General features: G+C 52.5%; 16 protein-coding genes and 2 pseudogenes. 16 read left to right on the top strand and 2 right to left on the bottom strand.

What is annotated here, in order from left to right; genetic code table 11:
* Nucleotides 1-12 precede the first annotated feature (12 nt).
* The 11 genes and pseudogenes from ACFSW5_RS21160 to trxA all read left to right on the top strand — a co-directional run.
* A pseudogene (locus tag ACFSW5_RS21160) lies at nucleotides 13-111 on the top strand (DNA-binding response regulator); the annotation flags it as partial.
* Between the two features lie 113 nt (nucleotides 112-224).
* Nucleotides 225-383 (top strand): hypothetical protein, encoded by a 159-nt coding sequence (locus tag ACFSW5_RS21155; RefSeq protein WP_379277575.1) that lies wholly within the window; start codon nucleotides 225-227, stop codon nucleotides 381-383.
* Between the two features lie 300 nt (nucleotides 384-683).
* Nucleotides 684-2423, top strand: a complete 1740-nt coding sequence (locus ACFSW5_RS21150) for an extracellular solute-binding protein (protein ID WP_379277567.1) — start codon at nucleotides 684-686, stop codon at nucleotides 2421-2423.
* Between the two features lie 73 nt (nucleotides 2424-2496).
* Complete coding sequence (locus ACFSW5_RS21145; RefSeq protein WP_379277564.1) at nucleotides 2497-3396, top strand: ABC transporter permease; 900 nt, start codon at nucleotides 2497-2499, stop codon at nucleotides 3394-3396.
* 15 nt (nucleotides 3397-3411) lie between these two features.
* Complete coding sequence (locus ACFSW5_RS21140; protein WP_379277561.1) at nucleotides 3412-4290, top strand: carbohydrate ABC transporter permease; 879 nt, start codon at nucleotides 3412-3414, stop codon at nucleotides 4288-4290.
* A gap of 68 nt (nucleotides 4291-4358) precedes the next feature.
* Nucleotides 4359-6104, top strand: coding sequence for a sensor histidine kinase (locus tag ACFSW5_RS21135; RefSeq protein ID WP_379277558.1), 1746 nt, complete (start codon nucleotides 4359-4361; stop codon nucleotides 6102-6104).
* Complete coding sequence (locus ACFSW5_RS21130) at nucleotides 6097-7701, top strand: response regulator transcription factor (protein ID WP_379277555.1); 1605 nt, start codon at nucleotides 6097-6099, stop codon at nucleotides 7699-7701. Before ACFSW5_RS21135 ends, ACFSW5_RS21130 begins: the two co-directional genes overlap by 8 nt.
* Before the next feature lie 30 nt (nucleotides 7702-7731).
* Nucleotides 7732-9225, top strand: coding sequence for an alpha-N-arabinofuranosidase (locus ACFSW5_RS21125; protein WP_379277553.1), 1494 nt, complete (start codon nucleotides 7732-7734; stop codon nucleotides 9223-9225).
* A 65-nt stretch (nucleotides 9226-9290) separates the two neighbouring features.
* A pseudogene (locus tag ACFSW5_RS21120) lies at nucleotides 9291-9389 on the top strand (carbohydrate ABC transporter permease); the annotation flags it as partial.
* Nucleotides 9390-9440: 51 nt separating this feature from the next.
* Nucleotides 9441-11258 carry a sugar-binding protein gene (locus ACFSW5_RS21115; protein WP_379277550.1) on the top strand — a complete coding sequence of 606 codons (1818 nt, stop codon included), beginning with the start codon at nucleotides 9441-9443 and terminating at the stop codon, nucleotides 11256-11258.
* Nucleotides 11259-11516: 258 nt separating this feature from the next.
* The gene (gene trxA / locus ACFSW5_RS21110; protein WP_379277546.1) at nucleotides 11517-11831 is read left to right on the top strand and encodes a thioredoxin; all 315 of its coding nucleotides are present in this window, start codon (nucleotides 11517-11519) and stop codon (nucleotides 11829-11831) included.
* Between the two features lie 7 nt (nucleotides 11832-11838).
* Here the strand turns inward: trxA and ACFSW5_RS21105 are convergent, their stop codons facing one another.
* Nucleotides 11839-12210, bottom strand: coding sequence for a MerR family transcriptional regulator (locus tag ACFSW5_RS21105; protein ID WP_379277542.1), 372 nt, complete (start codon nucleotides 12208-12210; stop codon nucleotides 11839-11841).
* Nucleotides 12211-12483: 273 nt separating this feature from the next.
* On the opposite strand from ACFSW5_RS21105, the gene ACFSW5_RS21100 reads away from it, so the two are divergent.
* Both ACFSW5_RS21100 and ACFSW5_RS21095 read left to right on the top strand, forming a co-directional pair.
* Complete coding sequence (locus tag ACFSW5_RS21100; RefSeq protein WP_379277540.1) at nucleotides 12484-13065, top strand: TetR/AcrR family transcriptional regulator; 582 nt, start codon at nucleotides 12484-12486, stop codon at nucleotides 13063-13065.
* Between the two features lie 134 nt (nucleotides 13066-13199).
* Nucleotides 13200-14384 (top strand): MFS transporter, encoded by a 1185-nt coding sequence (locus ACFSW5_RS21095; RefSeq protein ID WP_379277537.1) that lies wholly within the window; start codon nucleotides 13200-13202, stop codon nucleotides 14382-14384.
* Here ACFSW5_RS21095 and ACFSW5_RS21090 read toward each other — a convergent pair.
* The gene (locus ACFSW5_RS21090; RefSeq protein WP_379277532.1) at nucleotides 14381-14956 is read right to left on the bottom strand and encodes an NAD(P)H-dependent oxidoreductase; all 576 of its coding nucleotides are present in this window, start codon (nucleotides 14954-14956) and stop codon (nucleotides 14381-14383) included. The genes ACFSW5_RS21095 and ACFSW5_RS21090 overlap by 4 nt on opposite strands.
* Before the next feature lie 191 nt (nucleotides 14957-15147).
* Between ACFSW5_RS21090 and ACFSW5_RS21085 the strand changes: the two genes are divergently transcribed.
* The 3 genes from ACFSW5_RS21085 (at nucleotide 15148) to ACFSW5_RS21075 (ending at nucleotide 18727) form a co-directional block, all read left to right on the top strand.
* Entirely contained in the window at nucleotides 15148-16188 is a 1041-nt protein-coding gene (locus ACFSW5_RS21085; protein ID WP_379277525.1) for an AraC family transcriptional regulator, read from the top strand.
* Between the two features lie 84 nt (nucleotides 16189-16272).
* The gene (locus ACFSW5_RS21080) at nucleotides 16273-17247 is read left to right on the top strand and encodes a LacI family DNA-binding transcriptional regulator (protein ID WP_379277522.1); all 975 of its coding nucleotides are present in this window, start codon (nucleotides 16273-16275) and stop codon (nucleotides 17245-17247) included.
* Nucleotides 17248-17386: 139 nt separating this feature from the next.
* Complete coding sequence (locus tag ACFSW5_RS21075) at nucleotides 17387-18727, top strand: ABC transporter substrate-binding protein (protein ID WP_379277520.1); 1341 nt, start codon at nucleotides 17387-17389, stop codon at nucleotides 18725-18727.
* Nucleotides 18728-18784: the final 57 nt, after the last annotated feature.

Raw genomic sequence — 18784 nt, 5'->3', positions numbered from 1 at the left:
CCGTATTTGTCGAGCGAAGGTACCGTGCGAAATTATGTAACCACACTGCTTGAAAAACTTCAGTTTCGCGATCGAACACAGCTTGCTATCTTTTATCTTAAGCATCAATAAATGGATATTCAATTTTACTGCCGTTCTGCCGGTTCGAGCAGGAAAGGATCCGCTCCTTCCGTGAGTATGTAGGCGTCACTTCCCATCTTCTTGCGATTGCGAAGGAGAGTGGCATGGAAAACGGGCAAGACCGGGAAAAGCGCGAAAAGGCGCTCTCGCTCTTGCCCGCATTGCCTTGTTTGCCGGAACGCCATGTTATCCGGCGGTTAGAGGGCCTGAGGATGATCATCAAACTGCCGATCGATCAGCACTTGGCATATAAGAAGTCCTGATGCAAAAGCTTTGAGTTTTTAAAAGCACATCTGAACAAAATGCGGATTTGGCGAATCAAACGGAAGATAAGGATTCCTTGCTTTCTCATCTTACGCATCTCCATTCTCAAGTGAAATCCAAGACTCGTTCGATAAAACGCTATCATCATGCGAATCGAACCGTCATTCCAAAAAGTGCAGCGCTTTCATTTCCGTAAACATCGGGTAAGGAAGTAAAGATATGTACGTTGTTTGTGCCGTCTATACGCTCCATAATGAAAGCGTAATCAAGCGAAAGCAACTAAAAAAGGGGGATGAACGATGAACAACACATTGACTTGGACGAAGTTGATGCGCGGACTTTCCGTCCTGCTGTTAACTTCGGTCGTGCTCTCGGCCTGCTCGGGGGGGAGCGGAACTACGGCAGGGGAACAAAGCCCGACGGCGAACAACCAAGGCGAGAGCAGCAGCGGAGACGCCGGTGCGGCGGCCGCGAACGACGGGCCTTTCGGCAAATACGACCCTCCGATTGAAGTGTCGTTCGTTCGAGACGTTAGCGACGTTGTAGAGAATAACGTACTCGGCGTATTGAAAGACGAGACGCTCGAGGATAATCGTTGGTCCCGTCTCTATGAAGAAGAACTCGGCATCAAGATCGTATACGACTGGGTCGTGAAGGGCAGTCCGACTTCGGATCAATATTTGCAGAAAATCAACGTAACGTTGGCATCGGGCGATCTGCCGGACTTCATTCCGGTGAACGCAACACAATTGAAACAGCTGGCCGATTCCGACCAGATCGAAGAATTGGGAGCCATCTACGAGAAATACGCCTCCCCGATGACGAAAGAAGTGTTGACGCAAGAAGGCTCCAGTCCGTTCGACGCGGTTACGCTCGACGGAAAGCTCATGGCGATTCCTCAGGTCGAATCTTCGATCGAGCGGGCACAGTTCCTCTGGATTCGCACGGATTGGCTCGAGAAGCTCGGCTTACAGCCGCCGAAAACGATGTCCGACGTGCTGGCGATTTCGAAGGCGTTCGCGGAGAACGATCCGGACGGCAACGGGCAGAAGGATACGTTCGGACTCGGGGTGACCAAAGACCTTTGGGGCGGCGCGATGGGGCTGGAAGGCTTCATGGCCGGCTACAATGCTTACCCGAACATCTGGGTCGAGGACGAATCCGGCAACCTGGTGTACGGCAGCATTCAGCCGGAAGTACGGAAGGCGCTGCAGGCGCTTCAAGACATGGCCAAAAACGGCGAAATCGACCAGGAATTCGGTATCAAGGACGGAGGCAAAGTATCGGAGCAAATTTCCGCCGGGAAGATCGGCATGGAATACGGCGAACAATGGAACTCGATCTGGCCGCTCCAGCTGAACCGAAACAACGATCCGAACGCGCAATGGCAAGCGTTCCCGATCGTCTCGGAATCCGGAGAGCTGCCTAAGGTGCCGCTTAAATTTAGCACGACTCGTTTCTGGGCCGTGAAGAAAGGCGCCGAACATCCCGAAGCGCTTATTAAGTTGTTCAACATGCACCTTGAGAAAAACTGGGGCGAGACGGAGGAGTTCAATAAATATTTCGCGCCGCCGGAAGCGGAGAGCGTGTGGCAGTTGTCTCCGGTAACGCCATATCCGCTCAAGAAGAACGTGGAAGCGTTCCGCGCGATCGACGCGGCTCGCAAAGCCGGCGATACGTCGACGCTGAAGGGCGAGGCGAAGACGATCCAAGAGAAGTTGGAAATGTTCGCATCGGGTTCCGAGGAAGGCTTTGCGCTGTGGGGCTGGGAACGCATTTACGGCGAACAAGGCTCCGAGGGAGTCGTCGACCAGTATGACAAGAATAATCAGTTCCTGATGGAGAAGTTCGTCGGCGCCCCGACGCCAACGATGGTCGAACGAGACGCGACGCTCAAGAAGCTGCAAAACGAAGTGTTCGTGAAGATCATCCTCGGCGAACCGATCGAAACGTTCGATAAATTCGTCGAAGATTGGAAGCAGCTCGGCGGCGACCAAATTACGCAAGAAGTGAACGAATGGTACGCTGCGACGAAATAACGGCGGCGGGCAGAGGACGGAATGAAGATTCCCTCCTCTGCTGTCTTTACTTCTTAGCGACGGAGGGATTCGAGTGGGTACGAAAATAAGGAGAGAGCTGCCGCTGCATGTGATGATTTTGCCTGGCTTGCTGCTCATTGTGCTCTTCTCGTACATTCCGATGGCCGGGATCATGATCGCGTTTCAGAAGTTTATTCCAGCCAAAGGACTGTTCGGGGATCAGAAATGGATCGGATGGGACAATTTCGAGTACGTCATGCACTTGCCGAACTTCGGGCAAGTGTTATGGAACACGTTGTTTATTGCAAGCCTGAAGCTGATTCTCGGCTTGATCGTCCCGATCGTATTCTCGGTGCTGCTTAACGAATTGAAGAACGAGTTCGTGAAGCGAGCGGTACAAACGACGATTTATTTGCCGTATTTTCTGTCGTGGGTCGTCCTCGGGGGCATTCTGATCGACATTTTATCGCCTTCCGGCGGGATCGTGAACGGATTTCTGACGGCGATCGGTCTTCCGCAAGTTTTTTTCCTCGGCGATAACGATTGGTTTCCGGGTACGCTCATCGTCTCCGACGTTTGGAAAAACTTCGGATACGGGACGATCGTATATTTGGCGGCGATTACAAGCATCGACCCGGGGCTGTACGAAGCCGCTACGATCGACGGCGCGAACCGTTGGCATAAAATATGGCATATCACGGTTCCGGGCATGCGAATGGTCATTGTTCTGCTCTCGGTGCTGAGCCTCGGGCAGCTGTTGAACGCAGGGTTCGATCAAGTGTTCAACCTATATAGCCCTCAAGTATACGAAAGCGGAGATATCTTGGATACGTTCGTCTATCGGATCGGCTTGCTGGACGCGCAGTACGGCGTCGCGACGGCGGTCGGATTTTTTAAGTCGGTGGTTTCGTTGATCCTGATTTCGACTTCTTATTTCTTCGCCTACAAGTTTGCGAAATACCGAATTTTCTAGAGAGGAGAGGGAAGAGTGGAGCGACCAAGACGGTTCGAATGCTTCCCCGTCGTCAATACGACGTTTCTGATTCTCGTTTCATTGTTATGCATCCTTCCGCTGATTCATATCATCGCCGTGTCCTTCAGTTCGAGCGCCGCGGCGTCGGCCGGATATGTCAAGCTATGGCCGGTCGATTTTACGCTTGCGTCTTACGAGTATGCGGCGAGTCGCTCCGAGTTTTGGCAATCCATGGTAGTGTCGCTCAAACGGATCGCGATCGGCACGCCGTTAAACTTATTGTTAACGATTATGGTCGCTTACCCGTTGTCGAAAGAGTCGCATGCCCTTAAATTTCGCCTCGTGTACGCATGGGCGTTCTTCCTCACGATGCTGTTCAACGGCGGACTGATTCCTTGGTACATTACCGTTAAAGAGTTGGGCCTGCTCGATACGATCTGGGCGCTCGTTCTGCCCACGGCCGTACCTGTGTTCAGCGTCGTCTTGCTGTTGAACTTCTTCAGGGAAGTGCCGAAGGAGCTCGAGGAGGCCGCTCTCATCGACGGCGCGAGCCACTGGACGACGCTATGGCGGATCTACGTTCCGATCTCGAAGCCGGCGCTCGCTACGCTGGCGCTGTTCTCGATGGTCGAGCATTGGAACAACTGGTTCGACGGGCTGCTTATGATGGGCGACCCGGCCAATTACCCCCTGCAAAGTTATATCCAGACGATTGTCATTCAACAAAATCTGTCGAATATGTCCCGAGACGATATGTTAAACTTGGCGCTCATTTCCGATCGGACCTTGAAGGCTTCGCAAATTTTCTTAGGCTCCCTTCCGATTATTATGGCGTACCCTTTTCTACAAAAGTATTTCGTTAAGGGCATTGTGCTCGGCAGCGTGAAAGGATAGCCGGCGAAACCGAGAATGCCAAGTTAAGCGATTTCAAGCTATAATGGAAGAAAACCTCGGGGGCTAAGATGTTGCTCAATCGTCAAGTCTTTTCGCTGCGAAATACGATCTTTCTTCGCTTGATCGTTACGTTTCTTCTCATTATGCTGTCGGTGTTGGCGCTCGGCGTGTACCTATATAACTGGTTGGTGGAAACCGCGCGCGAGGATATCTCGAAGACGGCGGTCTCGCAAATCGAATTTTACTTGACCGATCTCGAGAATGAAATCGAACGCATGAAGCTGCTGCAATATAGTCTGCTCGAGGACGAGGATTTGAACGAATTAGCCTTGACGTGGCAGACGATGGGTACGATCGATCGGATGGATCATATCAACTCTCTCGTGAAGCGTTTGTTTACGATCCAGAGCAGCAGTATGTATATCAAAAACGTAAGCGTGCATATCGCGACGATCGAACGGTCGGTGTCCGTGTCGAACGGTGCGATGCCGTTCGATTCGGAGCGCTATTACAACATTCGCTCCGAATTCGGCCGAGGGTCCCAGGTCATCGAATGGAACGGGAGTTTATTTCTAAGCGCGGCCAAGCAAAGCGGAATGAGGGACCGGGAACCGCTGTTCACCGTCGAAATCGAGCTCGACAATCAGAAATTGCGGGAAGCGCTCCGCCATTTCGACACATATGACGGCAGCGGGACGATGCTGATGCCCGAAAGCAGCGGGGTCGTGCTTACAAGCGGTACGGGGGCGCTCGCGGGAAGTGAACTGCATCAGGCCGAGCTAGCGCCGGCCTCCGATTCGCAAACCGTAACGCTCGCGGGGGACAAATATTATCTTGTTCGCGCCAACTCCCCGAAGCTGGATTTTACGATGTATCGTTTCATTCCGGAATGGGTCGTTCAGGAACCGATGGAACGGTTCTATACTTGGGCATGGCTGTTTTCGATTCTTGCGCTGTCGATGATCGCCGTGTACGCGTTGTCTACGTACAAGTTCATTCACAGGCCGCTGCTGACGCTCGTCAAAAGTTTCCGCCGAATGGAAAACGGCGATTTGAACATTTTCCTCGCCCACGAGTCGAAGGACGAGTTCGGTTATCTATACGGCCGGTTCAATCAAATGGTGGCGAATTTGCGTTCGTTGATCGACCAAGCGTACAAACAGAAAATCATGGCGCAGCGCGCCGAACTCAAACAACTGCAATCTCAGATCAATCCGCATTTTTTGTATAACAGCTTCTTTATCCTCAACACCATGGCGAAGACGGGCGACGTGGAGCGGGTCGAACAATTCACCACGCTGCTCGGAAGCTACTTTCAATTCGTGACGCGCAACGCCTCGGACGAAATCACCTTGAAGCAAGAAGTTCGTCATGCGCGCATGTATACGGAAATTCAAGACCTTCGGTTTTCCCGAAGAATCAGCGTTTCGTTCGAATCGATGCCGGAGGAGTTCGAAACGTTGATGGTGCCCAGGCTGATCGTACAACCGATCATTGAGAACGCTTTCGAACACAGCTTGGAACGGAAAGCGCAAAACGGTTGCATCGTCGTGCGTTTCGAGACGGACGAAGAGGAAATTCGAATCGTCGTGGAGGACAACGGCGACGAGCTTACGGAAGAGAAACTGGCGTTGATCTCGCATTCTTTACAGGACGGGGACGACAGGGGTGAGACGACGGGGATGATCAACATCCACCGCAGGGTTCGCATGACGTTCGGCGGAAGCGGCGGGTTGCACGTGTCCCGAAGCGAACTCGGAGGTCTTAAGGCCACGCTCCGTCTGCCAAGAAGAAGGGGAGAAGTCGATGTATAGGTTATTGATCGTCGACGACGAGCAAATCATTACGGACGGTCTGTTCGAAGTGTTTAGTAAACTCGACCTTGAGCTGGATATTTATAAAGCGTATTCGGGGCAGGAAGCGCTGCAATGGCTGAATCGTACCCGGTTCGATATCGTATTGTCCGACATTTCGATGCCGGGGATGGACGGTTTGGCGCTTATGGAAGCGATTCGGCGAAGCTGGCCGCGCTGCAAAGTGGTCTTTCTTACCGGCTTTAACGACTTCGAGTACGTGTACCAGGCGATTCAGCACCCCGGCGTGAAATATTTGCTGAAGAGCGAAGGCTACCCGAAGGTCATCGATGCGGTGAAGCAGTCCGTCAAGGAAGTCGAGGACGAATTGCAAATACACGATCTTCTTCAGCAATCCAGAGCGCATCGAGATACGATCGAGACGTTGGCGCAGAGCAATTATTTCCGGAATTTTTTGTTCGACGCTCCGAAAGACGAGACGGTGAGGGAAGACTTCCGAAGGCTAAACGTTCGGCTCGATCACGAGGCGCCCGTGTTAGTCGCGCTAGCTTCCTTGACGCACACGGACGGGAAACCGTCGCATGCTTACAGACAGGATCGGGCGCTCACCGTTAAGATGCTGTCCGATTCGTTCTTTGCCGGGCAGGCAACGTGCGTCGGTTTCATCGACAGGTACGACGACCTCGTCTGGCTTGTGCAGCCGATCTCTTCCCGTACGCACGAAGAGACGGTCCGTTACCTGGAGGGGATGTTCGAGCTCGTTCAGCAAGCTTGTCTGGATTCGTTGGAGACGACGGTAACGGTGGCCCTCGCGGATGAGCCGGCGGCATGGGACCGAATTTCTTCCGTTTACGAGAAATTGAGGGAACGGCAGCATTACCGAGCCGGTGACGGGACGCGCATGATTCAGAGAGTGCTCTTGAAAGAATCGGATCCTTTTCCTTCGCTTCGGGAACGGTCTCCCCGGGATAAGGCCGAAGCTTTAACGGTGCTCTTGGAGAGCGGCAGGAAAGAGGAATTCCTCGAAGTATTCGACGAGCTGGCGGAACCCGTTCGCACGGGAAGAGCAGGAGCCGCTTACTTGACGGAGTTGTATTATACGATCGCGCTGCTGCTGTTCTCGTATGTGAATCGTTGGGAGCTGCGGGAGAAGGTCAGTGCGGAAGGGCTAATGCAGGCGGAGCTCTATCCGTCGTGGAGCGAACGTTTCGCGTACTTGCGGGATACGGCGGCGGCGATCTTCTCGTTGCGGCAGAGCGGAGAGCAGAACCGAGCGGCCGCGGCGATCGATAAAATCTGCGCATACGTCGAAGAGCATATCGGCGAGGATCTTTCCCTCGTTCGTTTGGCGGAAGTGATCCATTTTAACCCCTCGTATTTGTCCCGGCTGTTTAAGCTGGAGCGAGGCGTGAACTTATCCGAATATATCGAAGAAACGAGACTCGCGGCGGCGAAAGAGATGCTCCGGAAAGGCGAACTGAAAATTTCGGAAGTGGGAGCGAAGGTGGGATACGAAGCGGCGCATTCCTTCACCCGCTTTTTTAAAAAATGGACCGGCTTAACGCCGCAAGATTATCGCGACGGCATACGCACTTGAGAAAACGGAAAATAAGGAGCGGTGAAACGGATGACAAACGGCAACGTGCTGAAAGGTTCGCTTTGCGCGGACGTAGAGACAGGCATCGTCAATCGAAATATATACGGGCATTTCGCGGAACACCTAGGTCGCTGCATCTATGAGGGAATATGGGTAGGAGAGCAATCTGCGATTCCGAACACGAACGGGATCCGCAACGATGTTCTGGAAGCGCTGCGGGCGCTGTCGATTCCCGTCCTTCGTTGGCCCGGCGGCTGCTTTGCCGACGAATATCATTGGATGGACGGCATCGGTCCGCGGGAAGAACGGAAACGAATGGTCAATACGCATTGGGGCGGCGTCGTCGAGAATAACCATTTCGGCACGCACGAATTTATGATGCTCTGCGAGCTGCTGGGATGCGAGCCGTATATTTGCGGGAACGTAGGCAGCGGTACGGTGCGCGAAATGTCCGAATGGGTCGAATATATGACGTTCGACGGCGAGTCGCCGATGGCGGATCTTCGGAGGCGTAACGGGCGCAGCGAACCGTGGAAGCTTACCTACTTCGGCGTAGGCAACGAGAATTGGGGCTGCGGCGGCAATATGCGCCCGGAGTATTACGCGGATTTGTACCGTCAATACCAAACGTACGTGCGAAATTACGGGGAGAACAAAATCTATAAAATCTCCGGCGGCGCCCCGGATGCCCGCTACGAATGGACCGAAGTGTTGATGCAGCAAGCCGGCGCGTATATGGACGGTCTCAGCCTTCACTATTATACGATTCCGGGCACATGGGCGGAAAAAGGATCGGCCACCGAGTTTACGCAGGACGAATGGTTCCTCACGATGAAGAAGGCGCTCTTTATGGAAGAATTGCTTCGAAACCACGGCGCGATCATGGACAAATACGATCCCGGGAAGCGCGTCGGCCTCATCATCGACGAGTGGGGGACGTGGTTCGACGTCGAGCCGGGTACGAATCCGGGATTCCTGTATCAGCAAAATACGCTCCGGGACGCGCTCGTAGCGGGCGTCACGCTTCACTCCTTCCATGATCACTGCGACCGCGTCCAGATGGCGAACATCGCGCAAACCGTGAACGTGCTCCAGGCGATGGTGCTAACCGAGGGCGAGAAGATGGTGCTTACGCCGACGTACCACGTGTTCGAAATGTTCAAAGTACATCAGGATGCGAAACGTCTCTCCCTTGATGTCGAAGCGGGCGAATTCGAGCGAAACGGGGAGTCGATTCGACGCGTCACCGTTTCGGCCACGAGGAACGCCTCGGGTACCGTCCACGTAAGCTTCTGCCATCTGGACGATACCGCCCCGGTTACGCTGGATATCGAACTGAACGGAGTGACGAACGACGATCCCCGCGTGTCGGGAAGAATCTTAACCGCCGCGCAACGCAATGCGCATAATACGTTCACGTCCCCGGACGCGGTCGCGCCTAAACCGTTTCGGGATTTCGTTCGAATACAAAATCGGCTTAGCGTTACATTGCCTCCGATGTCGGTCGTCGTGCTGGAAATCTAAGCGTCGGTTCGTGAAGCGAAGGAAAGCCAGTGCCGACAAGAAGCGCCGGCTATACGAAATCCTTAAGTATTACGACCATCGCTTCCGTTCCGACCCTCGTCACATACCCGTTCTTGCAGAAGTATTTCGTTCACGGCATGCAGCTTGGCAGCGTTAAGGGGTAAAAAAAGGATACTCGTTAGGAAATCGCTAAATTACGAGGAGGAGCATTTTTTATGAAACAAGGGAAAAGGTTGCTTCTGCACCCCGTCATGATGTTGTTCGTCGTTGTATCGCTAGCGTTTGCGTCTTTGCAAGGTATGTGGCCTAACGTCTCTGCAGCTGCGGCCAACGGTTCTGGAAAAGTACCTGTAGATAAGAACGGATTCGATTCCCAAGGTAGAATGGTTGCCTACTTCGGCTCGCCTGTCATTGACGGGAAAGCAGACGCCGTATGGGACAAGGCGCAACCGGTTTCACCGAAATACATCTCGGGCAATAGCGGCACTTCCGCAACTTTTAAAGCGTTATGGGATGAGCGTGCGCTGTATATCCTTGCAGAAGTCAAAGATAAAAACTTATCCGTACAATCCGGAACGCCGCACATGCAAGATTCGTTGGAAATATTTTTAGACGAGAACAATGACAAGACACAAGAATATGGCGTAGATGATGTGCATCTTCGCGTAAACTACGAAAATGCTCTGACTGTGGACAACGGAAAGCCCGAGCGGATTTACACGTCCGCGAAAGTAACGGAAGACGGATATGTCGTCGAAGCAAGAATTGCACTCAAGTCGGTGCCGGAAAATGCAAAGGTGCTTGGCATCGAATTGCAGATTAATGACGCCGAAGGAAGCGAACGAATCGGTGGCCTTAATGTATTCGATTCTACTGGCGGCGCATGGAACGACACGTCGAAATTCGGTGAAATTTTACTTGCCGGCAAGACCAAGCCTGCAGTCAGCGGACGGAATCCATATGATCTCATCAATTTGATCAAGAGTACGCAGAAGATGGACTTCACGCTTTACAAAAATGCAAATATCGTAATGGATGCGATCGTTACGACCACCGAAAGTATCCTCATAAGCGACGAGGTCACTCAAACCCAAATCGATGAGCAATACGCTGCTTTAAAGGATGCCATTGGCAAGTTAGAAATGACGGAAGAAGCGGCAAACGAGAAATATTTCAAGGCGGTTCCGGACGAATACCGAATGGAGAGCGATAAACCGGGGACGATTGAAACCTTAGCGTACAAAACACCTAATGGAAATAACGGTACGGACGATAAGAAACTGCATGTTTATGTTCCGTACGGTTATGACGCCTCCGATACGAATAAGAAATATAATGTTCTCTATCTCATGCATGGCGGCGGCGAGAACGAGGATCTCATCTTCGGCGGACCCGGCCAGAGCAAAGAACTGAAGAAAATTTTGGATAATATGATTGCAAACGGCGACATCGAGCCGCTTATTGTGGTGACGCCTACATTCTATGGCGGAAAAAACGAACCCGCTTTATTTCACGAGGAATTGATCAACGACATTGTTCCATTAGTCGAGACTACGTACAATACCTACGCCGATTCCGCAAGTTTGGATGATTTGGAAGCGTCTAGAGCGCATCGTGCATTCGGCGGGTTCTCCATGGGTTCCGTCACGACGTGGTACACTTTTGTAAATGCCCTTGACTATTTCAAGTATTACGTGCCGCTCAGCGGCGATAGCTGGGTAATGGGTCAGAGAGGCGGCGGTACTATGCCGGACGAAACGGCGGAATACCTTGCAAATGTTGCAAGAGATTCCGGTTATGCGCCGCAGGATTACTACATTTTCAGCGCCACAGGCAACTTGGATATCGCGTATCCGAACTTGAAGCCTCAGATCGATGCGATGAAGGAATTAACGGATGTCTTCATTTATTCATCGGATACGACAAAAGGAAATCTTTACTTCATCGTAGCCGATGGAGGCACCCATGCTTGGAATTGGGTGAACCAGTATATTTACGACATCGTGCCGGATCTATTTGCAAACGAAGAGTAACCGGAACGGAGTTGTCGAGGGTGATAGATGGCTCTGCGGCTTGCCAACGAGTCGTTGCAGCCGAATGCTGTGGATGAAGCCGCTAAGTTTCATTGATCGCATCCACATGCTGCCGCAAGAGTAACGACTTCGCAAACGCAAATGGTTGGCCTTCGGGCCAGCCTTTTGTTTGGCTTGAATGAAAATAATCTCTTGACCCTGACACCGGTGTTAGGGGTTATGATGACTCCACACGGTTAAATAAAGGAGAGATTAAAGATGCCCATTGGAACTATAACGGACGCGAGTTTCAATGCTGCGGTCGAAGAAGGCGAGACGGTGCTTGTCGACTTCTGGGCCAACTGGTGTCCGCCGTGCAAGACGATCGCGCCGATTCTGGAAGAGCTGGATGCGGAATTGCCGAACTTGAAGATCGTGAAGCTGAACGTGGACGACGAGCCGGAAGCCCCTAGCCGTTATAAGGTTATGAGCCTCCCGGCGCTCATCGTGTTCAAGAACGGTCAACCCGTCGACAAATACGTTGGCTTCAAGTCTAAAAACGAGTTAAAAAATCTCGTCGGCCGCCATTTGTAACTAACCGTTATCCTTCCGTTCCGTCGATTCGCCGTTCGTTCAAGATTGAGGCGATGCGATCCTCCAAATTCGTCTTGATATGTTGCAGGAGCCGGATTTGATCGTCGATTTCCGCAAGCTTTTGCCGGTAAACGGGGAGCACTTCGCTGCAGAACGCTTCCTTGTTCTTAAGGACGCAATGCAGAAATCCCGCGATTTGCTCCGTCGATAGTCCAAGACCCAGATAAAACTTTATCGTTTGCACCTGCTCTTCCGCGAGCGGCGAATATTCCCGGTAGCCGTTCCGATGCCGGACGGGAGCGAGCAAGCCCTGCTGCTCGTAATAACGCAGCGAACGAATGCTAACCCCCGTACGCGCGGACAGTTCTCCGATTCTCATGTCGAAGCGTCTCCTTCACGTCGTATACTTTTTCATTATAAACCCTCACATTAATGTGAGGGTCAAATTATTTGCGCGCCATCGCAGATATCGATGAGAACAGGGTTCATCCAGCGCGGACGGGGCATGCAAAAGGGATTCGGTTCATTATTGACAGGTTGATACAAAATGAATAGAATGAGAAATGGCGGGGATGCCAATATTATGCAGACCGCATGCGTGTAATATTGTACTAATCATTCAAATACATATATCGAGGAAAGGGTGATAGGCATGAGCGGAAGGCCGCGCGAATTCAAAGATACGGCGGTACTGGATTCGGCTATGGACGTTTTTTGGGTCAAAGGCTTTGAAGAATGCTCGACGGAGGATTTATGCAAGCAAACCGGGCTTGGGCGCGGAAGTTTGTACAATGCTTTCGGCAGTAAGCACAATTTATATAAGCAAGCGTTGCAGCGGTATTTTGAATTGGGCCATCAAGCCAATATGGAGATTTTGGAGCGTCCGGGTCCGATTAAAGACCGGCTGCGCGCGTTAATGGAGTCGGTTATCGATATCGATATGAACGATCCGGACCGAAGAGGATGTCTGGCCATTAACGCCGCTATCGAGCGCGGGGGGAAGGACCCGGAAGTCGCGCGTTTGGTTGCGCATCATTTCGCCCGGCTGGAGCAAGCGTTATGCCACGTTATGGCTCTTGGCCAACGCTCGGGAGAAATTTCTTCTAAACGTTCCGCATTGGAATTGGCCAGATTTTATAGAAGCAGCTATTACGGATTGCGCGTTCTCAGTAAAGTCGAGCAGGACCGCGATGCTTTGCTGGACGTGGTCGAAGGAACGCTGGCCGCACTCTAACCGTGAAATTGGCGCCAAGCAGTAATAACCGACATTATTGCTTGGGCGTCTTGCGCGCAATTTTGTACTAATCATTACACAATTAATTTTGTACCGATTGTTAAAATATGAATGAAAGAGGAGTTGTTATCGGTATGCCATTCGCTATTTATGTGCTGGGTTTCATGATTTTCTCCCAAACCACATCCGAATTTATGGTTTCCGGATTAATGCAGTCGTTATCGGCGGAATTCGGTGTCTCGGTTGCGGCAATCGGATACCTTGTATCGGCTTACTCCGCAGGAATGATTGTCGGCGGTCCGATGTTGACGGTCGGATTGCTTAAGATGCCCCGCAAGCAAGCCTTCATGACGCTTTCCTTCGTCTTCCTTGCCGGACAGACGCTTGGCGCATTAGCCCCCAACTATGAGGTGATGATGCTTGCCCGCATCGTTACCGGCATTTCTTCTTCCGCCTGCTTCGGCGTTGCGCTTGGCATCTGTTTCAGCTTGGTCCGCCCGGAGTCGCACGGGCGGGCGGCTTCCATCGTCCTTGGAGGATTAATGGTCGCTACCGCAATCGGACTGCCGATGGCCATGTTGTTCGACCAGTATTTCGGATGGCGCGCAAGCTTCTGGGCGGTTGTCGTCATGGTTCTGTTGGCGGGGGTATTGGGGCAATGGGTTATTCCTTCGTCGCCGAAGCCGGAAACTGTACTTATTCGAAACGAGCTCGGAGCTTTCAGGAACCGCAGTCTTTGGTTTGCGTACGCAACCAGCATGCTGATTATCGGCGCCACTTTTGCCGCATTCAGTTACTTTACGCCGATTCTAACCGACCTCTCAGGATTCTCCGCGAAGACGGTTCCGCTTCTCTTGGCCGTCTACGGTGTGGCGACGATTATCGGAAATATCGTTACCGGCAGGCTTTCCGACCGTTACATGATGCCTGTTCTAACGATCGGGCTTCTTATGCTGACGCTCGCGCTGGTCTTATTCGGGCTATTCGCCGACATTGGCGCAATCGCCATCATCGCCGTTATATTGACCGGCTTGGCAGGCGTGCCGATGAATCCCGCAATGGCAACCCGCATTACGCGGGTCGCCGGCACGGGATCGCTCGTGACCACCGTACACGGATCCGTCATCAGCTTAGGCGTCGTTGTCGGTTCCGCTGCCGGAGGACTAACGATCGACGCAGGATATGGTCTCATATCCCCTTTATGGATCGGCGCGTTATTGGCGGTTTTTGGACTGATGACCTTGCTGCCCTTCTTCCGAAGGAGCGGTGCACCGCAATCTAGGCTTACTGCTCCAACACAAGAAGCTAAAAGCCGTTAAGCCAGCTTGGCGCCGAGCCGTTTCGCTTTCTCCAGCCATTGCGCGCGCCGCTCGTCCGATGATGAGCTGACTCCGTCGAATTCGGTTACGCGGACCGGCTTAATCCCGCAAAACTTGAGGATGTTTCGTTTCATCACGAGATGGCCGGCTTGCTTGTATATCAAGCGGTTATACCACGAAGGAGTGTCCATGGTGACGATCAAATGCGCGGTTTTGCCGGTCAGCAGCTTATCCCACAGGGGCGAATTGTCCCGATACTTATAGGCAAATCCGGGCAAAAAAACGCGGTCGAAAAATCCTTTCAGAACAGCCGGCATCGTGCCCCACCAAGTCGGGTAAACAATGACAAGATGATTGGCCCAGGAGATAAGCTCCTGCGCTTTTACGAGATCGTCTTCGAGTTCGGTTCTTTTCCGGTACCCGTATTTCAAGTTCGGATCGAACGAAATTCGGCTTAAATCAATCGTCCGAATCTGCGCCGCTTGTTGTGCGGCGCCGTCTATATAAGCCCGGGATAAAGCGGAGCAATAGCTCTCCGGATCCGGATGCCCCATGATGACAAGAATGTTCATATTTTTCGGAATCCTCCCTTTGATAATCGAATCGATATCGGCTGCTCCATTGCGGCCGCTTGAGCTCTATCGGCGTCATTTGTGATATGATGGGAAGCAGCTCTATACGTAGCATAAAAAAATTCATGCGGCAGGTATATGATACGGTACGTATAAATCTTATGATTTTACGCAAAAGGGAGGCCGACCGTTTGAGTAATGCACGGGATTTTGCCGTTTCCATGATCTACCCCATTATGAAAACGATCGTTCAAAAAGGATTCGACTTTGAACGTTTCTGCGAGCGCGTATCCTTCGACGCCAGTCTTCTGCAGGATGCGGAAGCCCGTATTCATGAAACGGAGCTGATGCGGTTAATGAACGAAGCTGCCCAATATACAGACGACGACTACTTCGGGTTAAACCAGGGACGGCTGACGGATATCGCGGATATGGGGATTCTCGGTTATGTGATGCTGCATTCCGCAACTATCGCCGATGCGCTGCAAGCGTACCGGAGGTATCACGTTATTCTTTGCAGCGGCTACAATCTCGATTGGGAGGAGCTTGGAGAGGACGTTTGTCTCCGGTTTTATTATCCCGACTCTTCCCGGATTTCGCGGCATTGCATGGAAGATATGATAAGCTCGTTGTACCATTTGATCGTCCGCATGAGCAATCGGGCCGTTGCCGTGCGGGAGATTCGATTCGCGCATGCCGGTCCTGCAGATCTCGGCCCTTACTTGGATGTATTTGGAGTTGAGCCGCGATTTGGCGGCAAGGACAATTATATTCGGCTCGGCAAGGAAGTGCTGCATGATCCGATCCTGTATTCGGATCCCGGATTGCGGAAATCTTTTGAATCGATCGCTGAACAAATTAGAAGCCGGCTGCTCGGCGGAACGGAATTTTCCGACCGGGTGTTTCGGTGGATCCTTCAATCGATGCCGGCTTCTTTTCCTACGGTACAGCAGACCGCCGAAGCTTTTAACATGAGCACGAGATCCCTGCAAGCGAAACTAAAGGAAGAGAATACTTCGTATAATCTTCTGTCGGCCAAAGTCCGCAAGGAATTGGCGATGGAATATTTGAACAAACGGGAGCATGCCATCGGAGAGATTGCTTACCTTCTGCATTATTCGGAGCCCAGCGCTTTTCAAGCCGCCTTCAAAAAATGGACGGGGTTAACGCCGGGGGAATATCGGGCGGGCGCCATGCAAAAGAGACTTTATTCCTCCCTTTCGCCGGGGTAAGATAAATAGGAAGAAGATGTGCAGTCAAATAAAGAGTGACCGATACTTTCATTCGGAACAATTAACGAGGGGAAATAGGAATTTATGTCGACGATCAATGACGTGGCGGAACGGGCGGGCGTATCCGTAACGACGGTATCCCGGGTGTTAAACAATAGAGGGTATATTAGCGAGAAGACGAGGCAAAACGTTTATCGCGCGATGCAGGAGCTTCAGTATCAACCCAATGAAATCGCCCGTTCCTTGCTGCGCAAGCAATCGAATCTGATCGGTCTTATCGTACCCGAAATTTCGCATCCTTTTTTTGCGGAGTTCGCCAATGCCGTAGAGTTCCACGCCTATCAATACGGCTGCAAGCTGCTGCTCTGCAACTCGCATCGCGATCCGGACAAAGAGCGGGAATATATCGAAATGATGAGGCGCCATCGCGTGGACGGGATTATCATGGGAAGCCATACGCTGGAAATTGAAGATTACCGGAACTTGAACAATCCGATCGTCACGCTGGACCGTCGGATCGACGGGATTCCGTTTGTCGCTTCGGACAATGAGCGGGGCGGAGAACGGGCGGCCCGGCTGCTCATCGCCAAAGGCTGCCGCAAGTTGGCCCATATTTGCGGCAACCTCCGGCTGGACATGCTTGCGAATCGGCGAACGTATGCGTTCGAGCGGACCGCACAGGAGAGCGGGGTCTGGTTTACGACGCTGCAAACCGACATGAACGTATTCGATCAGTCGGAGTATGACCGCATTATCGCCGAGCTGTTCGAGCATCATCCGGATATCGACGGCGTATTTGCAACGAGCGACATCATCGCCGCTTTCGTCCTGAAGTGGTGCCGCAAGCTCGGCAAGCAAGTGCCCGGCGATATTCGGATCGTCGGGTACGACGATGTCCGGATGGCATCCTGGGCCAGCCCGGGCATTACGACGATCCGGCAGCCGATCGCGGAAATGGGGCGAACGGCGGTAGAGCTGATCCGGAAACAGATGGACGGCGAGCCGTACGAAATGGAGAACGTATTTCCGATCGAGCTGGTGGAGAGGGAAACGACATGAACATGCTTGAAAAAGCCTGCGAACCAAGCGCAGGCTTTTAAATTTTTTTTATATGTCAAACGATTGACATGAAAACGTTTGACATATATAATCGAATCCATGAAAACGGTAACAACATAATCGAGTGGGGGTAGTCAGGATGAAAAGAAAGTTTGGCTGGTTAGGTCTCATGCTTGCTTTGGTCATGGCCGTTACCGCGTGCGGCGGCGGCGGGAACAAGACGCCGGAATCGCCGTCCGCATCGCAGGCGGCTGAAAGCGCTTCTCCTTCGGCAACGTCCTCGGACTTGAAGGCGAAGATCACGTTTCTGAACTCGAAAGGCGAAATTCAAGCGCAGCTGGAAGAAGCGGCAAAGACGTTCAGCAACGATTATCCGGGCGTGACGGTGGAAATTCTGAGCACGTCCAGCGGACAATCCCCGTTCGAGAAAGCGTCGCAGATGTACGCGGCGGGAAATCCGGCGACGATTCTCATGCTGGATCCGGCCGACGTCCCGAAATTCAAGGACCGCATTCTCGACTTGTCCGGCGAAAAGTGGGTTGCGGACGCCATCGACAACAGCCTGACGAAAGCGGACGGCACAGTGCTGGACTTCCCGTTTGCGGTAGAAGGCTTCTCGCTCGTCTACAACAAGAAGGTGCTTGACGCGGCCGTCGGCGGCAGCTTCGATCCGGCGACGATCCAGACAAGAAGCGATCTGAAAGCGCTGTTCGATAAAATCGAAGCGAGCGGCAAAAAAGCGATCCACGTCTCTCCGATGGACTGGTCGCTCGGGGCGCATTACATGAACTTCTTGTACGCGGACCAATCGAGCGATTACGCCCAAGTGGAGAAATTCATTTCGGATCTGAAAGCGGGATCCGTCGACCTTGCAAGCAATACGGTGTTCAACGGCCTGATCGATACGTTCGATCTGATGAAGGAATACAACATCACCAAGGACAACCCGCTCTCTCCTCCGTATGAGAAAGGTCCGGAGTACCTGGCTAAAGGCGACGTCGGACTATGGTTCATGGGCAACTGGGCTTGGCCGAACATCAAAAGCTTCGACGCGACGGGCGAATACGGCTTCCTGCCGGTGCCGATCAGCGACAATGCCGCCGACTACGGAAATACGCAGATCGCGACGGCCGTCACGAAGCGCCTGACCATCGACAAGGAGAAATCGACGCCGGAGCAGCAAGCGGCCGCCAAGAAGTTCCTGGAATGGCTCGTCTACGAACAGAACGGTCAAGACTTCCTGGTGAATAAAGCCAACATCATTCCGGCGTTCAAGAACATCACGCTGGAGCCTCAGGATCCGCTCGCCAAGTCGGTCAAGAGCTATATGAGCAATGGCGCGACGGTCGTCGGCATGACATCGATGCCTGCGGACCACTGGAGCAAAGTAGGCGCTTCGATGCAGAAGTATATGGCGAACGCCGGAGACCGCGCGAAACTTGCCGAAGAAATCGAGGATTATTGGAAAACCGTGAAATAACCCGAAAACCCGGATTAACAAAAAAAGGGGAGGGCTTGGAAATAGCACGAATACGGT

Origin of the sequence: Paenibacillus thailandensis (assembly GCF_042685365.1) — a bacterium.
Lineage (GTDB): Bacteria > Bacillota > Bacilli > Paenibacillales > Paenibacillaceae > Paenibacillus_AP > Paenibacillus_AP thailandensis.
This window is presented reverse-complemented; position numbering and strand designations above follow the sequence as displayed.